Annotated in this window: 13 protein-coding genes and 1 pseudogene; 7 read left to right on the top strand and 7 right to left on the bottom strand. The window is 62.7% G+C overall.

The features are described from left to right. Window positions 1–55: 55 nt before the first annotated feature. Together HV744_RS22460 and HV744_RS22465 are read right to left on the bottom strand one after the other, a co-directional pair. Window positions 56–814, bottom strand: coding sequence for a maleate cis-trans isomerase family protein (locus HV744_RS22460; RefSeq protein ID WP_425497808.1), 759 nt, complete (start codon window positions 812–814; stop codon window positions 56–58). Between the two features lie 281 nt (window positions 815–1,095). Then, window positions 1,096–2,448 carry an MFS transporter gene (locus tag HV744_RS22465; protein WP_175151602.1) on the bottom strand — a complete coding sequence of 451 codons (1,353 nt, stop codon included), beginning with the start codon at window positions 2,446–2,448 and terminating at the stop codon, window positions 1,096–1,098. A 252-nt stretch (window positions 2,449–2,700) separates the two neighbouring features. Between HV744_RS22465 and HV744_RS22470 the strand changes: the two genes are divergently transcribed. Further along, entirely contained in the window at window positions 2,701–3,669 is a 969-nt protein-coding gene (locus HV744_RS22470) for a LysR family transcriptional regulator (protein WP_246279149.1), read from the top strand. 255 nt (window positions 3,670–3,924) lie between these two features. Continuing rightward, window positions 3,925–4,890 (top strand): D-2-hydroxyacid dehydrogenase family protein, encoded by a 966-nt coding sequence (locus HV744_RS22475; protein ID WP_175151603.1) that lies wholly within the window; start codon window positions 3,925–3,927, stop codon window positions 4,888–4,890. Between the two features lie 330 nt (window positions 4,891–5,220). Here the strand turns inward: HV744_RS22475 and HV744_RS22480 are convergent, their stop codons facing one another. After that, window positions 5,221–5,844, bottom strand: a complete 624-nt coding sequence (locus tag HV744_RS22480; RefSeq protein ID WP_175151604.1) for an MlaC/ttg2D family ABC transporter substrate-binding protein — start codon at window positions 5,842–5,844, stop codon at window positions 5,221–5,223. Window positions 5,845–6,389: 545 nt separating this feature from the next. On the opposite strand from HV744_RS22480, the gene HV744_RS22485 reads away from it, so the two are divergent. Further along, window positions 6,390–6,875, top strand: a complete 486-nt coding sequence (locus HV744_RS22485) for a GNAT family N-acetyltransferase (protein ID WP_175151605.1) — start codon at window positions 6,390–6,392, stop codon at window positions 6,873–6,875. Between the two features lie 88 nt (window positions 6,876–6,963). On the opposite strand, the gene HV744_RS22490 is transcribed toward HV744_RS22485, so the two are convergent. The 3 genes and pseudogenes from HV744_RS22490 to HV744_RS22500 form a co-directional block, all read right to left on the bottom strand. Then, window positions 6,964–7,545 carry a flavin reductase family protein gene (locus tag HV744_RS22490; RefSeq protein WP_175151606.1) on the bottom strand — a complete coding sequence of 194 codons (582 nt, stop codon included), beginning with the start codon at window positions 7,543–7,545 and terminating at the stop codon, window positions 6,964–6,966. A 214-nt stretch (window positions 7,546–7,759) separates the two neighbouring features. Next, on the bottom strand, window positions 7,760–8,092 hold the full coding sequence (locus HV744_RS22495) for a hypothetical protein (protein WP_175151607.1): 333 nt from the start codon (window positions 8,090–8,092) through the stop codon (window positions 7,760–7,762). A 201-nt stretch (window positions 8,093–8,293) separates the two neighbouring features. Further along, window positions 8,294–9,253: pseudogene (locus HV744_RS22500) on the bottom strand (aminotransferase-like domain-containing protein); the annotation flags it as partial. 75 nt (window positions 9,254–9,328) lie between these two features. On the opposite strand from HV744_RS22500, the gene HV744_RS22505 reads away from it, so the two are divergent. After that, complete coding sequence (locus HV744_RS22505; RefSeq protein WP_175151608.1) at window positions 9,329–10,066, top strand: GNAT family N-acetyltransferase; 738 nt, start codon at window positions 9,329–9,331, stop codon at window positions 10,064–10,066. A 402-nt stretch (window positions 10,067–10,468) separates the two neighbouring features. On the opposite strand, the gene HV744_RS22510 is transcribed toward HV744_RS22505, so the two are convergent. Beyond that, window positions 10,469–11,335, bottom strand: coding sequence for a LysR family transcriptional regulator (locus tag HV744_RS22510; protein WP_175151609.1), 867 nt, complete (start codon window positions 11,333–11,335; stop codon window positions 10,469–10,471). A gap of 123 nt (window positions 11,336–11,458) precedes the next feature. Between HV744_RS22510 and HV744_RS22515 the strand changes: the two genes are divergently transcribed. From HV744_RS22515 to HV744_RS22525, 3 genes are all read left to right on the top strand, one after another. Then, window positions 11,459–12,403, top strand: coding sequence for an AEC family transporter (locus HV744_RS22515; protein ID WP_175151610.1), 945 nt, complete (start codon window positions 11,459–11,461; stop codon window positions 12,401–12,403). A gap of 107 nt (window positions 12,404–12,510) precedes the next feature. Further along, complete coding sequence (locus tag HV744_RS22520; RefSeq protein ID WP_175151611.1) at window positions 12,511–13,344, top strand: AraC family transcriptional regulator; 834 nt, start codon at window positions 12,511–12,513, stop codon at window positions 13,342–13,344. A 145-nt stretch (window positions 13,345–13,489) separates the two neighbouring features. Next, window positions 13,490–14,455 carry a quinone oxidoreductase family protein gene (locus HV744_RS22525; protein ID WP_175151695.1) on the top strand — a complete coding sequence of 322 codons (966 nt, stop codon included), beginning with the start codon at window positions 13,490–13,492 and terminating at the stop codon, window positions 14,453–14,455. Window positions 14,456–14,459: the final 4 nt, after the last annotated feature.

Genomic DNA, 14,459 nt, shown 5'->3' on the forward strand with positions numbered 1-14,459 from the left:
CTTCTTTGTCGACATGTCCAACGCGTAACTCCGTGGGCGCTGACTGCGTTGCCGATCACGCGCCGGAAAGCAACGCTCCCGCGCCAGGGACGATCGGCTCAAGCTTAAGATGATCCAGCATGCGCCGGACGGTGCATACCGCAGTCGAGACGGTGCGGATTCCCAGCATGTCTTCGATGCGCTGAATCGCCGGCAATGAAGGCATTTGGACGCATGCGGACGCCACTACTACGTCCGCGCCTTCCGTGTTCAGGCGCCGAACGTCGTCGACCAGCTGCATCGGGTCGCGCAGACCGACTTCAAGGTTGTCGGGAATCTCAAAGCAGATGGAATCGATTACCTCAATTCCTTCGTTTTCGATATAAGCGACAACGAGGTCGGTCAAGGGCCGCATGTACGGCGCCATAAGCGAAATCCGACGAGCGCCCAGGATCTTCAGACCTTCTATCAAAGCTCCCGCGGAGGTCATGACTGGCGCGAGGCAATGATTGGCACGAGCAACCTCCAACAGTTCGCGTTCCGTTTCTCGATGATATCCGGGCCCCATCGCCATGATCGCGACCAGGCACGCCGTGCTCATGACATCAACACGAGCGTCGGCGAGTTCGGCCGCGCAGCGCAAGCCTTCCTTGTTCATCGCTACCAATTCCTCCTTCGTGACCTTGTGCATTCTCATCCGACTCGAATGGAAAGTGAACCGCTCGTCGGGGCGGATCGCTTCACGGGCACGTAACATGGCGGGAATTTCGGTTTCCATGGTCGTATTCGAGCTTGGAACGATCTGTCCAATACGAAAATTCTGAGGCATTTTCATCTCCAAAATACAGTTAGGTATCCAAAACGCTAAACAGGATTTTCATGCCATCCTGATCCGCGTGAAAGTTTGCCGGGCAAGACTCAACCCGGCATTGGGTGCGGCAATATCGTCTCGGTTGACTTTAGACTCAATTGCAAGGATCACAGCCTCGCGAAGACCTCCCGCTGCCCTCTTTTCCCCGGCGCTCGGCCCGTCACACCTGGTCTGCGCGTGGCGACGTCAGCCGTTGTGCGTTGCTTGCATACGCTTTCCAGAACTACAACTGGAAGATCGCTGACTCAGTCCGGCATGCCTGCGCCGCGCGTCTCAGGCAAGAACCACGGCAGCACGATACCGAGCAGATACACAGAGCCGAGTGCCAACGCCGCCTGCGACACACCACCGAACGATTTGATCATGCTGCCCGCGATAATTGGGAAGACCCAGGCGATCAGGCGCGCCGCATTGAACACGAAGCTGATAGCAGTGGAACGCAAGCTGCTAGCAAAGAGTTCGCATGGGTAGATCGCCATCCAGACATAGGCACAGCCCAGGGTGAAGAAGCCATTGATCGGCGCCACGACCATCATCGCTTCGACGCTTGTCGTCAGCTTGTAAGTGACGAACGTTGTTATCAGCGCACCAACAAAGGTGAGTGACAGGAAGCCCCGCCGGCCGATTGCATCCACCACGAAGCCCGCGATCATGTAGGCCGCGATCGCTCCAATGGTGTACGCGATCGATATCTTCGAGCCCCACGACAAGGCGTCGGGGATACCTTCGGCTTTAGCGAGCGACACGGTGTAGGTCGGCAGCCAGCTGGAAATGGCCCACCAGCCGACGGTCGTGACGATCGACAGCACTAGCAGAAGCACCGTGCGACGCAGCGCTTCGGGTTCACTGAACAGTTGCGTGAGCGTGAAGGGGCGCTTCCCGGATGCAGGCGCGTCACCCGCAACCGACTGGGTGCTCGTCGCGCTCCAGCGTTTCTCGCGCACCGCTCGTTGCCATTTCTCCGACTCGTTGACTCCGCGGCGGATGTACAGCACAAAGAACGCCGGGACTGCGCCAAGCACGAACATCAGCCGCCAGGTTTCGGCACCGAGTGGATGCGCCGATGAAAGGGCGTACCACACGACCGCCGCGATCAGCGTGCCCCAGCCGAAGCCCGATTGCAGGAAGCCCGCCCCTTTCGCACGAGCCCGCTCCGGCCAGGTTTCCGACAGCAGCGCGACGCCCGTGCTCCATTCGCTGCCCATTGCGAGGCCAGTCAGGAAACGCAGTCCGCACAACACCCAGAAGGTTTGCGAGAACGCAGTCAAACCCGAAAACGCCGCATAGAGGAATACGGACCAGAGCATCATCCGCTTGCGTCCTACATAGTCCGCAAGAATCCCGCCGATCAGACCGCCCGCCCCCCAGCCAAGCAAGGTGATGCCGATGACCAGACCCGCGTACGTCGTGGGAGATGCAGCTTGCGCCGGCGACAGCACCGAATGCAGCATTGGCCCAAGCACAACGACGAGTGCCAGTGCTTCGTAGCCGTCGAAAATCCAGCCGAGAAAGCTGGCTTTCAGTACGCGCCAGTGCATTGCCGTGAGCCCCTCGTACCAGTGAGTTCGCGAGTTCAAGGCAAGTTGTTTGTGTTCCATCTTTCGTCTCCTTCATATTTTCAACAGCGTTTTCAGGCGTTCCGGCCATGCACCGGCTTGTGCTTCTGACAATGCGAATGTTCCGGCGGCCAGGACAACCTCGTCTTCTCGACATAGAATCGCGATGCACGCTGCCCGGCCTCGCGCCTTGGCCGATGGCCCTGCGCGGATCGAACGCTATGGCACACAGGATGCCGGTTGCCGGGCGTATTGAAAACTTCTCAATGTTCAATAGAGGCATCGCCAAACGCGATGGCTGCTAACCGCCCGGATATCCAATCCGAAGGAGTGAGGATGCGTGTTTCAGCAGATCGGCCGTTGCGACTCGACATGGAGTCTCTGCGCATTTTCGTGGCGGTCATCGAGGAGGGCAGCATTGCTGCGGCGGCAGCCCGCACGCACATCGTGGCGTCGGCCGTCAGCAAGCGCGTATCGGATCTCGAAGACGACGCTGGCACGCCGCTGTTATATCGGCACAGCCGCGGTGTGCAGGCGACGCCCGCGGGCGAGGCGCTTTATCATCATGCGAAGCGGCTGAACGAGCACTTGCAGCAAATTTCGGACGAACTGTCTGAATATTCGGCGGGATTGAGAGGGCATACCCGCATTTATGTGAACTTTACCGCCATGGTCCAGTATCTGCCGGGTGTGCTGCGCTCCTTTCTGCGCGCCAATCCGAAAGTGCGGATCGATATGGTCGAGAAATCGAGCGATGAAGTGGTGCAGGCGATCGCAAGCGGCGTCGCCGATCTCGGCATCTGCGCGGCCACCGAGGATTCCCTCGGCGATCTGCAGTGGCGGCCGTACAGCGTCGATAAGCTGGTCGTGATCGTGCCGCCGGATCATCGGCTCGCCGAGCGCGCAAGCGCGAGCTTCGCGGAAGTTCTGGAGGACGACGTCGTCAGCATGCCGTACGGTACGTCCATTTCCAAATTGTGTCGCGCCGCTGCCGAGCATGCCGGCAGGCGGCTTCGCGTGCGCATCGAGGTGACAAGCTTCGAGGGCGTACGCAATATGGTCAGCGCGGGTCTCGGCATTGGTGTGCTTCCCAAGGGAAGCGTGACACCTTATATGCATTCGGTGCCGTTTCGCGTCGTTGAGCTCGATGAACCGTGGTCGCTGCGGCCGTTGTTAATAATCGCGCGCAATTTTGACACGCTGCCGCTTCCTGCGCGCATGCTGGTCGACCACCTCGACAAACAGCGAGGCAACTTGTCATGAAAACTGTTGCAGGTCAATGGCGAGCCGCACAGCGCCGCGAACCGCGGCTGGCCTCCTGGCGAGTTGGGCCATGGCGATTCACACTCCACGAGGCACAGTCAACTGCCGCCCAACTTTTCCTCCAACACTGCGCGCGGTCTGATAGCTCACCTGCCGTGCCATCGCGGTTCGCGATGGTTGGCATCGCTATTGATTGATTTACGTCGTGGGCCGGGTTTCATATATGGTAGTAACCTTTTCAATTCCTGGACCAACATGGACCCCAAATTCCCTATCAAGGTAGCAATCCTCGACGACTATCAGAACGTGGCGCTGAGCGTGGCAGACTGGTCGCCCCTTGAGAACCTGGCAGACGTTACGGTGTTCAACGACCACGTCGCTGATATCGGGAATCTGATTCAACGCCTGCAGCCATTCGACGTCGTATGCGTGATGCGAGAACGCACACCGCTGTCCCGCGTGGTCATCGAAAGCCTGCCGAACCTGAAGCTGATTGCCTCGACCGGCGCAGGGAATGCGTCGATCGATCAGGATGCGGCTGCGGAACGCGGTATCGAAATTCGTCATACGGGCTATTCGTCCACGCCGACGATTGAGCTTACGTGGGCGCTGATTCTCGCGATGGCCCGCAACATTCCCCTCGAGAATCAGTCGCTGCGTCAGGGAGGCTGGCAGCTTTCCCTTGGCGATGAACTCGCCGGCAAGACGCTCGGATTGCTTGGTCTTGGCCACGTCGGCTCGGCTGTCGGTATCATCGGGCGGGCATTCAGAATGAACGTCATCGCGTGGAGTCAGAACCTCACCGCGGAGCGTGCCGCGGAAAAGGGCGTGCAGCTAGTCAGCAAGGATGTACTGTTCTCCACGGCAGATTTCTTGTCAATCCACGTGCGGCTTAGCGGGCGAACCCAAGGTTTGGTCGGCGCGACGGAACTCGCGCAGATGAAACCCACAAGCCGGCTGATCAATACGTCCAGGGGGCCGATCGTCGACCATGTCGCACTGCTTGGGGCGCTCACGACCGGTCAGATTGCCGGCGCCGCACTGGACGTATACGACGTCGAACCGCTCAACAATCCGCACCCTCTGCGCGAATTGCCCAACGTGCTCGCGACGCCTCATATCGGCTATGTGTCCAAGGAGTTGTATCACACCTTCTATAGCGATACTGTGCACAACATCGTTCGGTGGCTTGATGAAACTGGACGTTCTGTGCAAGGCTAGCGGAGGTCGTCATGCAACCTTCGCGCGACCCTGACGATGTTGTGTTGATGCGTTTGTTGACTTCGGGAGCGTCGCGCATTATGAGGCCGCTGAAATCGGCCGTTCTCGACAATTCAGCGGCCGTTACCGGTGTTGGTACGGCCATCGGAAGTGGCATGGTGGATGGCGCTTTGTGGCCGGATCCAGACCTTCACAACCCCCGGGGAATCTCCGCAGGCTCTCGACTCTCGCCGGCGCCGCTCAAGCCACTTTCGGCCACGTCCGCGAAACGTCCATTGCGCGACCGACATTCAGCAATAAGCGTCCGCCGCCATCATACCCGGCGGTCACTTACTGCTTGCCCGAAGCGAGCTGCTGGTTGCGCTCAGCGAGAAACTGGATCAAACCGTCAACGCCGCTCTCCTGGATCTTGTCACTGAACTGCTGTCGATATGTCTGGATTAGCCAGACGCCGAGTACATTCAGGTCATACAGCCGCCAGCCCTGCGGCGTGCGGTACAGCCGGTAATCGATCTCTGCTGGTTCGCCGTTCCTGGTCGCAATCGTGCGCACCACCACGTCCGTATCGGTCGGAGCGATGTGTATCGGCGGGTAGTCGATCCGTTGGTCTGGACGGAGCTGACCGACAGCACCCGAATATGTGTGGATCAGGAGCATCTTGAACTGTTCGACCAGTTGCTGCTGCTGCGCGGGCGTAGTCGTCCGCCAATAACGGCCCATCGCCAGTGCCGTGGTGCGGCGAAAATCGGTGTAGGGAAGAATGTCCCGGTTTACGATATCCATGATGCGGGCAATATCGTCTGGCGCGATCGCTTGGGTGCGCACCTCGTCGAGTATCTGTTGCGTCGCGGTCTTGATCAGAAGCTGAGGCTCCGACTGGTCGACTTGCGCGTACGCCGCGCCGCCGAACGAGAACAACGCGGCGCAAAGAGTCAGTAGAGAAAGTGTCTTCATGGGCAGAATCCTGGCTGGATGCGTTGACTTGCTGCTACGTAAGTATCCTCTATCTACGCCCGAACGCGTCGCGGCAGCACTCATCGCTGTTTCAAGTCCGAATCTGGCCGAGCAAGGACCGAAGTTCGATCGGCGAGATCGTCCGAAGGTCGTTGGTCCGACTGCGGCACAAGTCAACCCGATCGGGCCATGCAATTGGTTTCTGGAACGTCACCACCACGTTCGCGAGATGAACCAACACGCGCCAACACGACCGCGGCCCACGGATGACCCTCTCCGGCAGAGGTCACCTGGCGACCCAACTGGGACGCTGGCGCCTCGCTAAGAAATGGCCTTTGGATGCGTGATCGCGCAGAAATTCGATCATGTCGAACAGATCGTCCTCCGAGTACTCATCCAGCTTTTCCCAAACAGGCCAGAGCCCTGCCGTCCACTAGCTGACCAAAGCCGCACGATAAACGATACGATGTATATTCGATCCGAAGCCGACGTGTCCTCATTCGAATTCGATCCGCCATTCAACTCATCTCATCGAGCACCTTGCCTTGACTATCCAGATCCGCCCCGCCACCGCAGCCGACGCAACCCTGATTCTTCGCTTCATCACCGAACTCGCGGTGTACGAGAAGGCCGAGCACGAAGTCGTCGCCACCGTCAAAGACATCGAAGCGAGCCTGTTCTCCGTCGGCTCCTCGGCCAAGTCGCTCATTTGCGAAATGAACAGCGAGCCGGTCGGCTTTTGCGTCTACTTCTTTTCGTACTCCACGTGGCTCGGCAAACAGGGGCTTTATCTGGAAGACCTGTATGTGTCGCCGGCATCGCGCGGTAGCGGCGCGGGCAAACAGATGCTGCGCCACCTCGCGCAGATTGCGTGCAACACCGGTTGCGGCCGCTTCGAATGGAGCGTGCTCGACTGGAACGAGCCGGCAATCGGTTTCTATGAATCGATCGGCGCGAGCGCGCAAAGCGAATGGGTGCGTTACCGTTTGGCGGGCGATGCGCTGAAGGCGTTTGCCGAGGGCAACGCGTAAGCCGCGTGGACGGCATCGCTAGCTACTCAGCCACTCACACCCACCGTGATACGCCGGCTTCGAGAGGCGAGGCGCCGCCTGTCGCTTATCAATCCGCCGACGTGTTCACCGGCGTCACTTCGAACGCATCGCCGGTAGCGAAGAACGTCCCACCGGCCACGTAATGGCAGGTGCGCAGATCGGGGTCGTCGCCGAAATGCCAGCGGTTGTTCGAATACACGCGGCTGTCCGCATACGCGGCGACCACTTCGCCGATGATCAGATCGTGCCGCCGGCTATCGTCCGGAATCACCTTGCATTCCATCCACGTGATGCAGCCGGCCAGCATCGGCACGTCGATGTTTTGCGCGGGGAACGTGTCGAGGTCGAACGCGGAAAACTTGTCGAGTTCGGCGCCCGCGTTGGTGCCCACCGCCAGCGCCTGCGCGGCGAAGCCGCGGCTCGGCAGTTGCAGTCCGAACACGCCGCTCGCTTCAATCAGTTGCCGCGTGAGCGTACGGCTGTCCACCACGACGACCACCTTCGGCGGGTTGAAGTCGAGCGGCATCGCCCACGACGCCGCCATCACGTTCGAGCGGCCGCCGTGCGCGCTGGTGATGATCGTGACCGGTCCATGATTGAGCAACTGCGTAGCCCGCGACAACGCCACGGGTTCTCGGGTGACTTTCATACGTCCTTGTTTGCGTCGGAAGGGATGAGGGGAATTGTAGCGGGGTCATCGCTTGCGGGTGCAGGTGTGGTCACGGACATGACCATGCGCAATCGCGCGCGGCACGCGCTGATCCAGCCGCAAACCAGGCGCGCCGCCGAAGCGCAAGAACAGAACCAGAGGTAAAGCCAAACCGCTTCAGGACGGCAGCCCGCAAGCCGCCGCCCCACGCCCGTCAATGCGGCGCTTTACCGTTGGGCACGGCGTCCAGCGGTTTGTGCTGTTCTTCGCCGAGTCCGGGGAAGAATGCGTTCCACGCCGCGCGTACGCCCTGGGCCGCCGTGGCCTCGGCGCCGATCGATTCGGCCTCGCCCTCGCCGGCTTTCGATGGGTCCGCGGACAAGCCGCGCCAGTGCGTGAAGACCAGCAACGGTTTCTCGGTCCAGATGCCGTCGCCAAATTTCGCAAACGCCGTGTCCCCGCTCGCCAACTGCACCTCGTACCAGCCTTCACGGACGGGCGTGTGGGCGGCAAGCTCAAACCACGGGGTCGGTTCGATTTCCTTCATGTCGTCTCCGGTCGGATAAATCGTCATAGATAACCACCACAAAGGCATTCTTCATGCCCGGACCTGACAGCGGCCCGCAATGTTGCAGTGCGGTGCGCCGGGCATGAACTGCGAGCGATCCGTCGACGTCGGACACATCGAAATCGCCGCGCATAAACGACACGATAGCGCGACATGGGGCGCGCGGACAAACGCAAAAACTTACACGCGTGGCGTAGCGCTCGACCCGGCCCTCAAGCCGGCTTTCGACCCAGCTTTCGACCCGCGTTTCGGCTTACCCGTCAACCCGCGAGCGAGCGCGGCCAGCGTGTCGATAGCGGACGCCAGCCGCTCGGCGGGCGTATTGCCGTAGCCGATCACCAGCCCGTTCGTCTCCGCGCGCGGCTGCAAAGCGAAACCGGACAACGCGCGCGGATTGAGCCCTTGGTGGAGCGCGTGTTCAGCGAGGATTCGATCGCAAAGCTGCGGCGGCAAATGCAGCGTCAGGTGCATGCCGCAATCGCCGCCCAGAATCTGCGCGGGCGCGAAATGCGCGGTAAGCGCGTCGCGCAGCGCCTGCTGACGCTCCCGGTACAGACGCCGCATGCGCCCCAGATGTCGCCCGAATTCGCCGCTTTCGATGAAATGCGCGAGCGCCAACTGCTCCAGCCGATGCCCGCCGCGCAGCATCGCCTGCAACGCGACGGCGGTATGCGCGGCGATCGCGCGTGGCAGCACGACGAAGCCGACGCGCAGCGCCGGAAACATCGTCTTGCTGAACGAGCCGACGTACAACACTGGCGCGTCGTCGACCAGACCCTGCATGCTGGCGATGGGCTCGCCGGTGTGGCGGAATTCGCCGTCGTAATCGTCCTCGATCAGCCATGCGCCGCAGCGCCGCGCCTGCGCGATCAACTCCAGGCGGCGCGCCACCGACAGCACCGAACCCGTCGGGTACTGATGCGCGGGCGACGTGTAGATCAGCTTCGGCGGCTGCGTGAGCCATGCGTCGGGTGGCGCGGCCATGCCATCGGCGTCGACGGGCATCGGCAGCGTGCTCAGATCGCCGAGACTGAACGCGGCCTTCGCGCCGCGATAACCGGGGCCCTCGACCCACGCGACGTCGCCGGGATTCGTGAAGAGCCGCACGCACAGGTTCAGCGCCTCCTGCGCGCCCTCGGTGGATCTTTTTAACATACCACGTTTGCCGTATCGTTCTCCATCATTGACGATCATCCACGCACGAGGAGAGCAGACATGGAACCCAGACGTAACGCGTTCGAGCAGCCGATCGGCGCGCCCGTGCCCGGCTGGAACGGCGCCCAGGCGCCCGGCCGCGAGCCGCTGGTGGGCCGCTATTGCAGAATCGAACCGGTCGACGTCGAGCGCCACACCGAAGATCTGTACGACGCGTACAGCTCGGCAGCCGACGGCCGCGACTGGACCTATTTCGCGGTCGGCCCGTTCGACAGTCTCGCGGCCTATCGCGAGCACCTGGCACGCGCCGCCGCGTCCACGGATCCGCTGCACTACGCGGTGATCGACCTCGCGACCGGCAAGGCGGTCGGCACGCTGGCGCTGATGCGCATCGATCGTGCGAACGGCGTGATCGAAGTCGGACACGTCACGTATTCGCCGCGCTTGAAGCGCACGCGCATCGCGACCGAAGCGATGTTCCTGCTGATGAGCGAAGTGTTCGACAAGCTGGGCTACCGGCGCTTCGAATGGAAATGCGATTCGTTGAACGAGCCGTCGCGCAGCGCTGCATTGCGCTATGGCTTCACGTTTGAAGGGATCTTCCGCCAGGCGATCGTGTATCGCGAACGCAATCGCGATACCGCGTGGTTTTCGATCATCGATGGCGAATGGCCCGCGCTGCGTTCGAGCTATACGCGTTGGCTCGACGCCGGCAACTTCGATGCGCAGGGTCAGCAGATTGAACGGCTGGCGGATCTGATCGCGCAGCAGAGGGCGGCGGCAGGTAAAGACGCTTGATAGCACGAGCGCGCCAACACGCTTTTGCACGCGGCGTGGCGTCCCGACGTTGCCGGCGACACGCGCTACGCCGCGCGCCTCGCGCCTCGCGCCGACTCAGACCGCCTTTGCCGCACGCCGCTGCACGATGGTCGGCTTGCCTTTGTAAGTGGTGCGAAGCTGCGCGCGATAGCCGCACTTGTGCGCGACGCGCAGCGACGGCAGGTTTTCCGGCGCGGCGATGCAGGCCGTGCGAAGAGACTTCGCCCTACACTGCCCGGATACGATTGCGCGACCACGTCGGCGCGCTAATCGCATCGGCGCTGCCGCTGATCGCATGGACGAGCTAGGACCTGTTGCGCTACCGCCATTTCGACGCGCTCAGTGCAACCCGCTCGCCAGCCCGTAAGCACCGCGCCGCCTTCACGCCAACTCCAGAAAGCGCGCGAGACACGGATTGCGATTCGCCGGCGACCACGCCAGCACCTGCTCGATCAGCGGCGCGTCGACCAGCGGCCGGAACACCACGCCCGCGAGTTGCGCCTTGCGCATCGACGACGGCACCAGCGCGACGCCCACGCCTTCATCGACGAGACTCAGCACGGTCTGCTGCAATTGCACTTCGAAGCGGATGTCCGGTTCGAAGCCGCCCGAGCGGCAATGTTCGAGGATCGTCGCGCGCAGAATCGGCGCGACTTCCTCGGACGCGAGCACGAACGGCTCGCCCGCCAATTGCTCGATCCTCAGACGCCGCGCGCGGGCCCGCGGATGACTGCGCGACAGCGCGACGCACAAAGGCTCGCGGAGAATCGTGCGGGTGGCCAGCCCCTTATCGGGCACGTTCGGGAACATGATGGCCGCGTCGATCTGACCAGCGAGCACCTGCGCGGCCAGATCGTTCGACACGACTTCGCGCAGATGCAGCGCGACCTCGGGATACGCCGCGCCGAAGGCCCGCGCATAGCCGGGCACGACGTTGTACGCGGCACACATCGTGAAGCCGATCGCGAGCTTGCCGGCGTCGCCGTGCGCGGCGGCTTGCGCATTGCTGACCGCCTGTTCCACCGATGCAAGAATCGCCTTCGCATCGGCGTAAAAGCGCTCGCCGGCCGCGGTCAACGTCACGCTGCGCGGACTCCGCTCGATCAACGTGACGCCGAGGCTCGCCTCCAGCGCCGCCAATTGCCGGCTCAACGGCGGCTGCGACAGATTCAGACGCGCCGCCGCGCGGCCGAAATGACGCGTCTCGGCAAGCGTCACGAAGTAGCGCAGCGGTTTGATATCGATCACGATGCACTCCCGTCGAATGACGATGCAAAAAAGGTATCGTCGAAGCCATAAAACAGTATTGGATTGTATCAACGCAAGCCACTACGCTGGCGGGTCGCCAGTCCGCTCACACTTTGCGCACCGATGTTAGCCACCCTCGGGATTCTGCTTCCCGTCTTCGGCCTGATTTTCGCGGGCTTTGCGTGCCGCCGGCGCGGCGTGCTCGGACCGAACTCCGCGTCGGAACTGAATCGATTCGTGGTCTGGCTCGCACTGCCCGCGTTGCTGTTCGACACGATGGCGCACGCCACCTGGCGGCAGTTGTATCAGCCGGCCTTCGTCGCGACGTTTTCGATCGCGTGCGTCAGCGTGTTCATGCTGATCCTCGCGACGCGTTTGCTCAGCGGCCGGCATCTCGCCGACGCCAGCGTCGATGCGATTGCGGCGTCGTATCCGAACACCGGCTACATCGGCTTTCCGCTCGGTATGATCGCGTTCGGCCAGGCCAGCCTGACGCCGACCACGATCGCGACGATCCTCGTCGCGTGCGTGCTGTTCGCGTTTGCGATCGTGCTGATCGAAGTCGGCTTGCAGACCGAGCGCACGCCGCACAAGCTCGGTTTGAAAGTGCTGCGCTCGCTCGCGCGCAATCCGCTGATCGTGTCGCCGCTTGCGGGCGTGCTGTTTGCAAGCCTGCACGTCGCGTTGCCGCCGAGCGCGGAGACATTTCTGAAGCTGCTGGCCGGCGCGGCGAGTCCGTGCGCGCTGGTGAGCCTCGGCCTGTTCCTCGCGGAAAAACGCCCGTCCGAGGCCGGCGCGCGCGGCATCTCGCTGCTGCTGACCGGCGTCAAGCTGCTGGTGCAGCCGGCGCTGACATGGTGGCTCGCGGCGCGCGTGTTCGGGCTCTCGGCGATGCTGGTCGAAATGGCGGTCGTGCTGGCTGCGCTGCCCACCGGCACCGGGCCGTTCATGCTCGCCGAGTTCTACCAGCGTGAAGCGCACATCACGTCGCGGACGATCCTGCTGTCGACGGTAGGTTCGGTGGTCACGCTGTCGTTGCTGCTGCTGTTGATGGGACATCGCACGTGAGCGCACGCCGCTAAGGCACGCAACTCTGCGATGCCCTGCGCGTCGCGCTATGCTTCACACACGGACCGACAGGGTCCGCGATCCTGATACGCGAAGCGCGACCCGCCGTGCCCAAAGCCCGCCCACCCGAACTCCACGACGACGCCGACGCCCGCTCGCTCGCGCGCCACTATCCGCGCGGGCTGCGCATCGACCCGCACTCGCACACGTGGGCTCAGGTGCTGTATGCGGTGTCGGGCGTGATGTGGGTCGAGGTCGGCCGCGAAGCGCTAGTCGTGCCACCGCAGCGCGCGGTCTGGCTGCCGGCCGGCACACTCCACTCGATCCACATGATGAGCGAAGTGGAGATGCGCAATCTCTACCTGCACGAGCGCAATGTCGGTCATCTGAGCAAGCGCAGCGACGTGTTCGAGGTCCACGGCCTGCTGCGCGAACTGATCACGTCGATTGCCGAACATGAACGCACTCGCGCTCGCGATCAAGCCTATCTCGACGCCGCCTACCGTCTCGCGATGCTGGAGCTCGCGCACGCGCCCCGCTCGCCGCTGCGCATCGCGCTGCCCGATGCGTCGGACCGGCGGTTCGAAGCGCTGTGCCGCGCGGTGATCGACAACCCGTCTATCGGAATCAGCTTCGAGCAGCACGCGGCGTCGGTCGGCGCGAGTGTGCGCACGCTCGCGCGGCTCTTCACGCGTGAACTGGGCGTCGGCTTTGCGGAGTGGCGGCGTCAGGTGCAACTGGCGGTGGCCGTGTCAGGTCTCGCCGAGGGACGCCCGGTTAGCAGCATCGCACGCGAGCTCGGGTTCCAGCCGAGCAGCTTCAGCGATATGTTCCGGCGTGAACTGGGCGCGCCGCCGTCTGGCTTCGATCCAGGCGGCACGTTGAGCGAGGCGGCGGTTTCGGATGAATCGCCGCAAGAGGCGCAAAGCCGCCAACGCTAAAAACCCCGACGCCGCGACGCACTCGCCCGCTCGCGCATTGTCCGAAATTCGAAAGCCCTTGTCCTGACGTCTTCATGCCAGTCACCTAGACTACGCTCATTCCCACTGCACGAAGCAGCGCAGAATCCAACCGGAGCGATACATGATGAAAGCGATTCAATTCAAGTCTTTTGGCAGCCCCGAGGTGCTCGACTACGTCGATCTGCCGACTCCGCAAGCCGATGCCGACAGCGCCGTCGTGCGGATCATGGCGGCCTCGGTGAATCCGAGCGACGTCAAGAACGTGTCCGGCCATTTCGACCATACGGTCTTGCCGCGCACGCCGGGGCGCGACTTCAGCGGCGTGGTGGTCGACGCTCCGCAAACGTGGCTCGGCGCCGAAGTGTGGGGCACCGGCGGCGACATCGGCTTCACGCGCGACGGCACGCATGCGGAGTTCATCAAGATTCCAGTCGCCGCACTGGCGCGCAAACCCACCACGCTGAGTCACGCCGAAGCTTCGGCGATCGGCGTGAACTTCGTGGTCGCATGGCTCGGCACGGTCGATTACGCTCAGCTGCTGGCGGGCGAAACCATCGCGGTGATCGGTGCGGGCGGCGGCGTCGGCGGCGCGGTGGTGCAGATCGCGAAAGCACGCGGCGCGCGCGTGATCGCCGTCGACCGTCATCCGCCCGACGCCAACACGCCAGCCGGCCGCCTGCTCGACGACTACGTGCCGTTCGACGAACACGTCACCGAACGCTTGCGCGAGTTGACCGGCGGCGCGGGCGCGGAGGTGGTGTACGACACGGTTGGCGGCGTCGCGTTCGAGACCGCGCTGAGTCTCGTCAAACGCCGCGGCCGGCTGCTGGAAATCAGCGCGACGGGTAAGCGCCGCGTCGAATTCGATCTGATCGACTTCTATCACAACGAGATCCAATTGCTCGGCGTGGATAGCGCAAAGCTCGGCGTCGCGGAATCGGCGCCGTTGATGACGGCGCTGGTCGAAGGCTTCGAAAGCGGCAAACTGACCGGACCGGCCATCGCGCAGGAGTTTCCGCTCGAACGGGCTCGCGAAGCCTATGAGGCAGTGGCCGCCGGCACACGTGGGCGCGTCGTCATCCGCATGTGATTGC

The sequence above is a fragment of the Paraburkholderia ultramafica genome, assembly GCF_902859915.1.
Taxonomy (GTDB): domain Bacteria; phylum Pseudomonadota; class Gammaproteobacteria; order Burkholderiales; family Burkholderiaceae; genus Paraburkholderia; species Paraburkholderia ultramafica.

What these genes read in the sequence shown, in the direction of transcription:
- HV744_RS22460 (WP_425497808.1), bottom strand. Translation starts at nt 814, where the DNA reads ATGAAAATGCCTCAGAATTTTCGTATTGGACAGATCGTTCCAAGCTCG.
- HV744_RS22465 (WP_175151602.1), bottom strand. Translation starts at nt 2,448, where the DNA reads ATGGAACACAAACAACTTGCCTTGAACTCGCGAACTCACTGGTACGAG.
- HV744_RS22470 (WP_246279149.1), top strand. Translation starts at nt 2,701, where the DNA reads ATGGCTGCTAACCGCCCGGATATCCAATCCGAAGGAGTGAGGATGCGT.
- HV744_RS22475 (WP_175151603.1), top strand. Translation starts at nt 3,925, where the DNA reads ATGGACCCCAAATTCCCTATCAAGGTAGCAATCCTCGACGACTATCAG.
- HV744_RS22480 (WP_175151604.1), bottom strand. Translation starts at nt 5,844, where the DNA reads ATGAAGACACTTTCTCTACTGACTCTTTGCGCCGCGTTGTTCTCGTTC.
- HV744_RS22490 (WP_175151606.1), bottom strand. Translation starts at nt 7,545, where the DNA reads ATGAAAGTCACCCGAGAACCCGTGGCGTTGTCGCGGGCTACGCAGTTG.
- HV744_RS22495 (WP_175151607.1), bottom strand. Translation starts at nt 8,092, where the DNA reads ATGAAGGAAATCGAACCGACCCCGTGGTTTGAGCTTGCCGCCCACACG.
- HV744_RS22505 (WP_175151608.1), top strand. Translation starts at nt 9,329, where the DNA reads ATGGAACCCAGACGTAACGCGTTCGAGCAGCCGATCGGCGCGCCCGTG.
- HV744_RS22515 (WP_175151610.1), top strand. Translation starts at nt 11,459, where the DNA reads ATGTTAGCCACCCTCGGGATTCTGCTTCCCGTCTTCGGCCTGATTTTC.
- HV744_RS22525 (WP_175151695.1), top strand. Translation starts at nt 13,490, where the DNA reads ATGAAAGCGATTCAATTCAAGTCTTTTGGCAGCCCCGAGGTGCTCGAC.